The 7,729-nt window shown below is 72.4% G+C and carries 4 protein-coding genes and 1 pseudogene; 4 read left to right on the top strand and 1 reads right to left on the bottom strand.

What is annotated here, in order from left to right; all coding sequences use genetic code 11:
• Positions 1 to 1,663 (top strand): glycogen debranching protein GlgX (gene glgX, locus AC2W7J_RS13405; protein WP_485982986.1); only part of this gene is annotated, 1,663 nt, incomplete at its 5' end.
• Positions 1,660 to 1,902: a hypothetical protein gene (locus AC2W7J_RS13400; RefSeq protein WP_485982984.1), complete on the top strand. Its 243-nt coding sequence runs from the start codon at positions 1,660 to 1,662 to the stop codon at positions 1,900 to 1,902. The genes glgX and AC2W7J_RS13400, both read left to right, overlap by 4 nt.
• 258 nt (positions 1,903 to 2,160) lie before the next feature.
• Here AC2W7J_RS13400 and glgP read toward each other — a convergent pair.
• Positions 2,161 to 4,739: pseudogene (gene glgP / locus AC2W7J_RS13395) on the bottom strand (alpha-glucan family phosphorylase).
• Positions 4,740 to 4,943: 204 nt separating this feature from the next.
• Here glgP and AC2W7J_RS13390 point away from each other — a divergent pair.
• Positions 4,944 to 6,884, top strand: a complete 1,941-nt coding sequence (locus AC2W7J_RS13390) for an alpha-1,4-glucan--maltose-1-phosphate maltosyltransferase (RefSeq protein ID WP_485982982.1) — start codon at positions 4,944 to 4,946, stop codon at positions 6,882 to 6,884.
• Positions 6,884 to 7,729 (top strand): maltokinase N-terminal cap-like domain-containing protein (locus AC2W7J_RS13385; RefSeq protein WP_485982980.1); only part of this gene is annotated, 846 nt, incomplete at its 3' end. The genes AC2W7J_RS13390 and AC2W7J_RS13385, both read left to right, overlap by 1 nt.

Here is a 7,729-nt window from a genome sequence, read left to right as displayed (position 1 = left end):
CCGGCCGGCGAGGCTGGTGGGCGGCTTCGTCCCCGACGTGCACCCCGGCACCCGCTACGGGCTGCGGGCCGACGGCCCGTGGGACCCGGCTGCCGGCCACCGTCACAACCCCGCGAAGCTGCTGCTCGACCCGTGGGGCCGCGCCGTCGAGGGCCGCGTGACCTACGAGCCGGCCGTCTACGGGCATGCCGTCGACGAGGCCGGCGAGGGTGACGTGACCGTCCGCTCGGAGCTGGACTCGGCCCCCTTCGTCCCCCGCAACGTCGTGCTCGACACGACCTTTGACTGGGGCGACGACGCCCCGCCGGCGCACCCGCGTGACGAGCGGGTGGTCTACGAGGCGCACGTGCGCGAGGTGACCCGGCTGCTCGACGGCGTGCCGGAGCACCTGCGCGGCACCTACGCCGGCATGGCGCACCCGGTGACCATCGAGCACCTGCAGCGGCTCGGCGTGACGACCGTGGAGCTGCTGCCGGTGCACGCCTTTGCCGACGAGCCGCACCTCGTCGAGCTCGGCCTGACGAACCACTGGGGCTACAACACGCTCGGCTTCTTCGCCCCGCACGCGCCCTATGCCAGCGACGCCGACCCGCACGAGGTGCTGCGCGAGATCAAGGGCATGGTCAAGCTGCTGCACGCGGCCGGCATCGAGGTGCTGCTCGACGTCGTCTACAACCACACGGCCGAGCAGAGCACCGGCGGCGCGACCCTCTCGTGGCGCGGGCTCGACGCGGCGACCTGGTACCGCCTCGACGAGCAGGGGCACGACGTCGACGTCACCGGCTGCGGCAACACGCTCGACCTCACCGAGCCGCTCGTGCTCGAGATGGTGCTCGACTCGCTGCGCTACTGGGTCGAGGAGGTCCACGTCGACGGCTTCCGCTACGACCTGGCCGTCGCGCTCGGCCGCGGTGACGACCTCGGCTACGACCCCGACCACCCCTTCCTCGTCGCCCTGCGCGAGGACCCGGTGCTCTCGCGGGTGCTGCACGTCGCCGAACCCTGGGACCTCGGGCCCGACGGGTGGCGCACCGGGCAGTTCCCCGGCGCGTGGGCGGAGTGGAATGACCGCTTCCGCGACGCGACCCGCGACTTCTGGCTCGCCGACGCGGGGGCGCTCTCGCGCGGCGAGGTGAGCGGCCCCGGTGTGCGCGAGATCGCCACCCGGCTCGTCGGCAGCCGCGACCTCTTCGGCGAGCGCACTCCCCTGTCGTCGGTCGGCTTCGTCACCGCGCACGACGGCTTCACCATGGCCGACCTCGTCGCCTACGACACGAAGCACAACGAGGCCAACGGCGAGGACAACCGCGACGGCAACGACCACAACCGGTCGTGGAACCACGGCGCCGAGGGCCCCACCGACGACGCCGTCATCTCGCTCGCCCGCCGCCGCTCGGTGCGCAACCTGCTCGGCACCCTGCTGCTGTCGGCGGGTGTGCCGATGATCGCCTCCGGCGACGAGATCGGCCGCACCCACGACGGCAACAACAACCCCTACTGCCAGGACAACGAGATGACCTGGCTGCACTGGGACCTCGACGACGCCCGGCGCGACCTGCTCGCCACCGCCGCCCACCTCACGGCGCTGCGGCGCGAGGTCCCCGTGCTGCGCGACCACGACGAGTCGTCATCGGCTGGTACGACGAGACCGGTGCCGCGATGACCGACGAGACCTGGGCCCAGGACGAGCGGCGGACCCTGCAGCTGCACCTCGCCGGCGAGCCCGCGGCGCTGCTCGTGGTGCACGGGGGCCTCGCCGAGGCTGCCGTCACGCTCCCGGACGTCGGCCCCCTTCGCCTGAGGTGGGACAGCGCCTGGGAGCGCCCGCAGGACGCCGACTCGGGCTCCGCCGACCGCCAGCAGACCCTCACCCCCCTCAGCCTGCGCCTCTACACGACCTGACCGCCGCGAGAAGGCGGGTCGAGGTATGAGCGACCGCATAACCGGACGCCACCACCTCCACCCAACGCGCTCCAGGAGCGGACGAAGGGAGGGGTCGGCCCGACTCATGGGAAAGTCCCGCCCAACCCGACGAGGTGGGCTGAATCCGTCAGGTGGCGGGACTTTTCCTTAGGGCCACCCCTCCCTTCGCCCGCGACGCCAGAGGCGCCGGCGACGCCCGAGGCGACCCCGCGGGTATTGAGCAGCGGGGGGCGAAGATCAGGCGTTGGCGACGAGCCCCAGGCTCGACGGGAAGGCCATGAGCTCGTGCCGGGGCAGCACGCGCACGGTCCAGCCGAACTGGCCGGTGCGCTCGATGGGGACCTGGCCGGAGAACTTCGCCTTGCCGTCCTCGTAGGACTCGACGAAGCCCAGCGACGTGGCGTCCCAGTCGACGAGGTCGTCGGTGCCGAGCTCGACGCGGCCGGCGACGACCTGCACGTCGACCTCGTGCGGCGCGAGGCCGTCGAGGGCGACGTAGGCGTCGACGCTCAGCTGCTCGCCGACGAGCGGGCTGTCGGAGATGCCGGAGCCCTCGACGTGGTCGACGTGCACGGCCGACCAGCCGGCGCGGGGCGCCGGGCCTTGTAGTCGGCGAGCGCGCGGGCGCCGGCGTGGTCGTCGGCGTTGACCCGGGCGTTGTGCGCGGCCGCGGGGGCGTAGAGCTGCTCGGTGTAGTCGCGGACCATCCGGGTGGCGAGCACCTTGGGCCCCAGGGTGGTGAGGGTGTGGCGCAGCATCGACAGCCAGTGCTGCGGCAGCCCCTGCTCGTCGACGTCGTAGAAGCGCGGCGCGACCTGGGTCTCGATGAGGTCGTAGAGCGCGGCGGCCTCGATGTCGTCGCGACGCCCTTCGTCCTCGACACCGTCGGCGGTGGGGATCGCCCAGCCGTTGTCGCCGTCGTACCACTCGTCCCACCAGCCGTCGAGGATGGAGAGGTTGAGCCCGCCGTTGAGCGCGGCCTTCATGCCCGAGGTGCCGCAGGCCTCGAAGGGGCGCAGCGGGTTGTTGAGCCACACGTCGCAGCCCGGGTAGAGGGTGCGGGCCATCGCGATGTCGTAGTTGGGCAGGAAGACGATGCGGTGGCGCACGTCGTGCTCGTCGGCGAAGCGGACCATCTGCTGGATGAGCTGCTTGCCCGTCTCGTCGGCCGGGTGCGACTTGCCGGCGATGACGAGCTGGACCGGGCGCTCCGGGTGGAGCAGCAGCGCCTTGAGCCGCTCGGGGTCGCGCAGCATGAGGGTGAGGCGCTTGTAGGTCGGCACCCGGCGGGCGAAGCCGATCGTCAGGACGTCGGGGTCGAGGACGGAGTCGGTCCAGCCGAGCTCGGCGTCGGTCGCCCCGCGCTTGCCCCAGCTCGCCCGCAGGCGGGCACGGGCGTCCTCGACGAGCCGGGCGCGCATCTGGGCCTTGGCCGCCCAGATCGCCTCGCCGGGCACGTCCCCGATCTGCAACCACTGGTCACCGGCCTCGACGTCTCGGCCCCCGAGGTGCTCGGCGGCGACGTCGAAGACCGCGTCGTCGACCCAGGTCGGGGCGTGCACGCCGTTGGTGATCGAGGTGATCGGCACCTCCGAGTCGTCGAACCCCGGCCACAGCCCGTCGAACATCTCGCGGGAGACGTGCCCGTGCAGCTGCGAGACGCCGTTGGCGCGCTCGGCGAGGCGCAGCCCCATGACCGCCATGTTGAAGATGCCCTCGGAGCCGCCCTCGTAGGTCTCGGCGCCGAGCGCCCGCAGCTTGTCGAGCGGCACGCCCGGCAGCTCCTGCGCACCACCGAAGTAGCGCTCCAGCAGGCTGACGTCGAAGCGGTCGATGCCGGCGGGCACGGGGGTGTGCGTCGTGAAGACGGTGCCGGCCCGGGCGGCCTCCATCGCCTCCTCGAAGCTCATCCCTCCGGACTGGGTGAACTCGCTGATCCGCTCGATGCCGAGGAAGCCGGCGTGGCCCTCGTTGGTGTGGAAGACCTCCGGCTCGGGTGCTCCGGTGAGGCGCGACCACAGCCGCAGGGCACGCACACCACCGATGCCGAGGAGCATCTCCTGCTGGAGCCGCTGCTCACCCCCGCCGCCGTAGAGGCGCTCGGTGACCGCGCGCATCGCGTCGTCGTTGCCGGGGACGTCGGAGTCGAGCAGGAGCAGCGGCACGCGGCCGACCTGGGCGCGCCACACGTGCGCGCGCAGCTGACCGCCCCCGGGCATCCCGACGCTGATGACGCAGGGGGTGTCGTCCGCCTCGCGCAGCAGGTGCAGCGGCAGCCCCTGCGGGTCGGCGACGGGATAGGTCTCCTGCTGCCAGCCGTCGGCGTTGAGGCTCTGCTTGAAGTAGCCGGTCTTGTAGAAGAGACCGACGCCGACGATCGGCACGCCGAGGTCGGAGGCCGCCTTGAGGTGGTCGCCGGCGAGGATGCCGAGGCCACCGGAGTACTGCGGCAGCACGGCGGTGATGCCGTACTCGGGGCTGAAGTAGGCGATCGAAGCGGGGGCGTCACCCTTCGCGCTCTCCTCCTGGAACCACCGCGGGGCGGACAGGTAGGCGTCGAGGTCGGCCTTGGCGGCGGCGACGCGGGAGACGAAGTCGGTGTCCGCGGCCAGCGCGTCGAGCTCGCTCGCCGAGAAGGCGGAGAGCATGCGAACAGGATCGTGGTGCACGGTGTCCCACCGCTGGGGGTCGATGCCGGCGAAGAGAGCGCGGGTCGGCGAGTGCCAACTCCAGCGCAGGTTCATGGCCAGGTCGCCGAGGGCGGCGATCGGCTCGGGGAGGGCAGTTCGGACACTGAAACGTCGGATGGCCTTCACCCGGGCCATCTTTGCGCCTCCCAGCCGTTGTGGCCAAGTCCACACCGATGACCTCCCCCCGCTGGGGTCGACGCCCTGCGGCGGGTAGTTTCACAGGGGTGAGCACCGACTTCACCGTTGCCCCGTCCCCGACGACCGGCACGCCGGTCTCCGGGCCGCCGCAGTTCCCCCTCGGCCGCATCCCCGTCACGGGGGGTGCGTCCGGTGGTCGACCACGGCGCCCGCCCCGCGAAGTCCGTCGTCGGCGAGCCCTTCACCGTCACTGCCGAGGTCTTCCGCGAGGGGCACGACGCGGTGAGCGCCACGCTCGTGCTCACCGACCCCGACGGCGCCGAGCGCCACCTGCCGATGACCTGCACCAACCCCGGCCTGAGCCTGTGGGAGGCCGAGGTCGTGGCCGACCGCGAGGGCCTGTGGCACTACCGCGTCGAGGGCTGGTCGCACCCGTGGGGCACGTGGGTGCACGACGCCGGCATCAAGATCCCGGCGGACATCGACGCCGACCTCATGCGGGAGGAAGGGGCGATCGTCCTCGACCGGGCCGCGGCCGAGCCCTTCCGTGACGAAGGGGGGCGGACCTCCCTTCGCCAGGCAGCGGCGGTCCTGCGCGACCTCACGGGTCACCAGGCGACCGCGGCGCTGCACCTCGTGACGACCGGTCCCGCTGCCGCGGAGCTCGAGGCCCGCCCGCTGCGCGAGCTGGTCAGCCCGAGCACGGACCTGCCGCTGCTCGTCGAGCGCGAGCTGGCGCTCTTCGGGTCCTGGTACGAGATCTTCCCCCGCAGCGAGGGGGCACGCTTCGACGAGGCGACCGGGCGGTGGGTCACGGGCACGCTGCGCACCGCGGCCCAGCGGCTGCCGGCGATCGCGGCGATGGGCTTCGACGTCGTCTACCTCACGCCGATCCACCCCATCGGCACGACCGCGCGCAAGGGGCCCAACAACACCCTCGAGGCCGGGCCCGACGACCCCGGCTCGCCGTATGCCATCGGCTCCCCCGACGGCGGGCACGACGCGATCCACCCCGAGCTGGGCACCTTCGAGGACTTCGACGCCTTCGTCGCCGACGCCACCGGGCTCGGCCTCGAGGTCGCCCTCGACCTCGCGCTGCAGTGCTCCCCCGACCACCCGTGGGTCACCGAGCACCCCGAGTGGTTCACGACGCGCGCCGACGGGACCATCGCCTACGCGGAGAACCCGCCGAAGAAGTACCAGGACATCTACCCAGTTAACTTCGACAACGACCCCGCCGGCATCTACGCCGAGGTCCGTCGCGTCGTCCAGGTGTGGATCGACCACGGCGTGAAGATCTTCCGCGTCGACAACCCGCACACCAAGCCGGTGGAGTTCTGGCAGTGGCTCATCGCCGATGTCGCCGTCGACCACCCCGACGTCATCTGGCTCTCCGAGGCTTTCACCAAGCCGGCGATGATGCACACCCTGGCCAAGGTCGGCTTCCAGCAGAGCTACACCTACTTCGCCTGGCGCACGACCGTGCCCGAGCTCGTCGAGTACGGCACCGAGGTGAGCGGCGAGGCCGCGGCCTACATGCGGCCGAGCTTCTGGCCGACGACGCACGACATCCTCACGCCCTATATGCAGTTCGGCGGGCGGGCCGCCTGGCAGGTGCGTGCCGCCCTCGCCGCGACGATGGTGCCGACGTGGGGCATCTACGCCGGCTACGAGCTCATGGAGCACGTCGCCCGCCCCGGCGCCGAGGAGCAGATCGACAACGAGAAGTACGAGCTCAAGGACCGCCGCTGGGCCGAGGTCGCCGAGCGCGGCGACTCGCTCATCGGCTGGCTGACGATGCTCAACCGCGCCCGTCGGCAGCACCCGAGCCTGCAGCTGCTGCGCAACCTGACCTTCCACCACGTCGACGACGAGAACCTCATCGCCTACTCGAAGTCGCGCACCCTCGACGACGGCACCGTCGACACCGTCATCGTCGTCGCCAACGTCGACCCGCACACCACGCGCGAGTCGACCCTGCGTCTCGACATGGGCGCCCTCGGCCTCGACCCCGACGCGCGCTTCGAGGTGGAGGACCACGTGACCGGCGCGCGCTGGGAGTGGGGCCAGGCCACCTATGTGCGCCTCGGCCCCGACGCCGAGCCGGTGCACATCGTCTCGGTGCGGCGCTGATGGCCACCGTCCACGACGCCACCCTCGTCCCGACGAAGCTCGAGCTGCTCGCCGGCTGGGTCGGCGACCAGCGGTGGTTCCCCGGCCAGGGCCGCCCGCGCCTGCGCCGTCTCGACTCGTGGCGCCTCGACGACCCGGCCGGCGAGGTCGGCATCGAGGTGATCGTCGTCCTTGACGAGTCCGGGCCGAGCCCGACCGTCCACCAGGTGCCGCTCACCTACCGCGGCGCTCCCCTGCCCGGCGGCGAGGCCGCGCTCGTCGGCGAGATGGAGCACTCCGTCCTCGGCCACCGGTGGGTCTACGACGCCCCGCACGACCCCGTCTTCGTCACCCAGCTCATGGCGCTGCTCCGCGGGCGCGTTGCAGCACAGGCCGGCTCGGTGTCCGACACCGTCGACCCCGACGTCGTCGGGGCACCGCACCCGGCGTGGCCCGACGACCCGGTCGTCGCCTCGAGCCGGGTGCTCACCGGCGAGCAGTCCAACACCTCGGTCGTCGTGCAGCCGGCCCCCGGCACGGGCGCCCCGGTGATCCTCAAGGTCTTCCGCACCCTCTCCCCGGGCGACAACCCCGACATCACCCTCCAGGGTGCACTCGCCGCGTCGCACTCCCCCTTCGTCCCCGCGAGCGTCGGTCACGTGGCCGGCGCCTGGCAGCGGCCCGATGGCGAAGGGAGGGACGTCGGTCAGCTGGCCTTCGCCCAGGAGTATCTCGAGGGCACGACGGACGCGTGGCGCGAGTGCCTGCGGATGGCTGGCGACGGCACCGACTTCACCGCCCGGGCCGCGAGCTCGGCCGGGCGACCGCCGAGGTCCACGCGACCCTGGCCCGCGCCCCTGCCCACG

The sequence above is a fragment of the Janibacter sp. CFPM2_SD2 genome (assembly GCF_057364645.1).
This window is presented reverse-complemented; position numbering and strand designations above follow the sequence as displayed.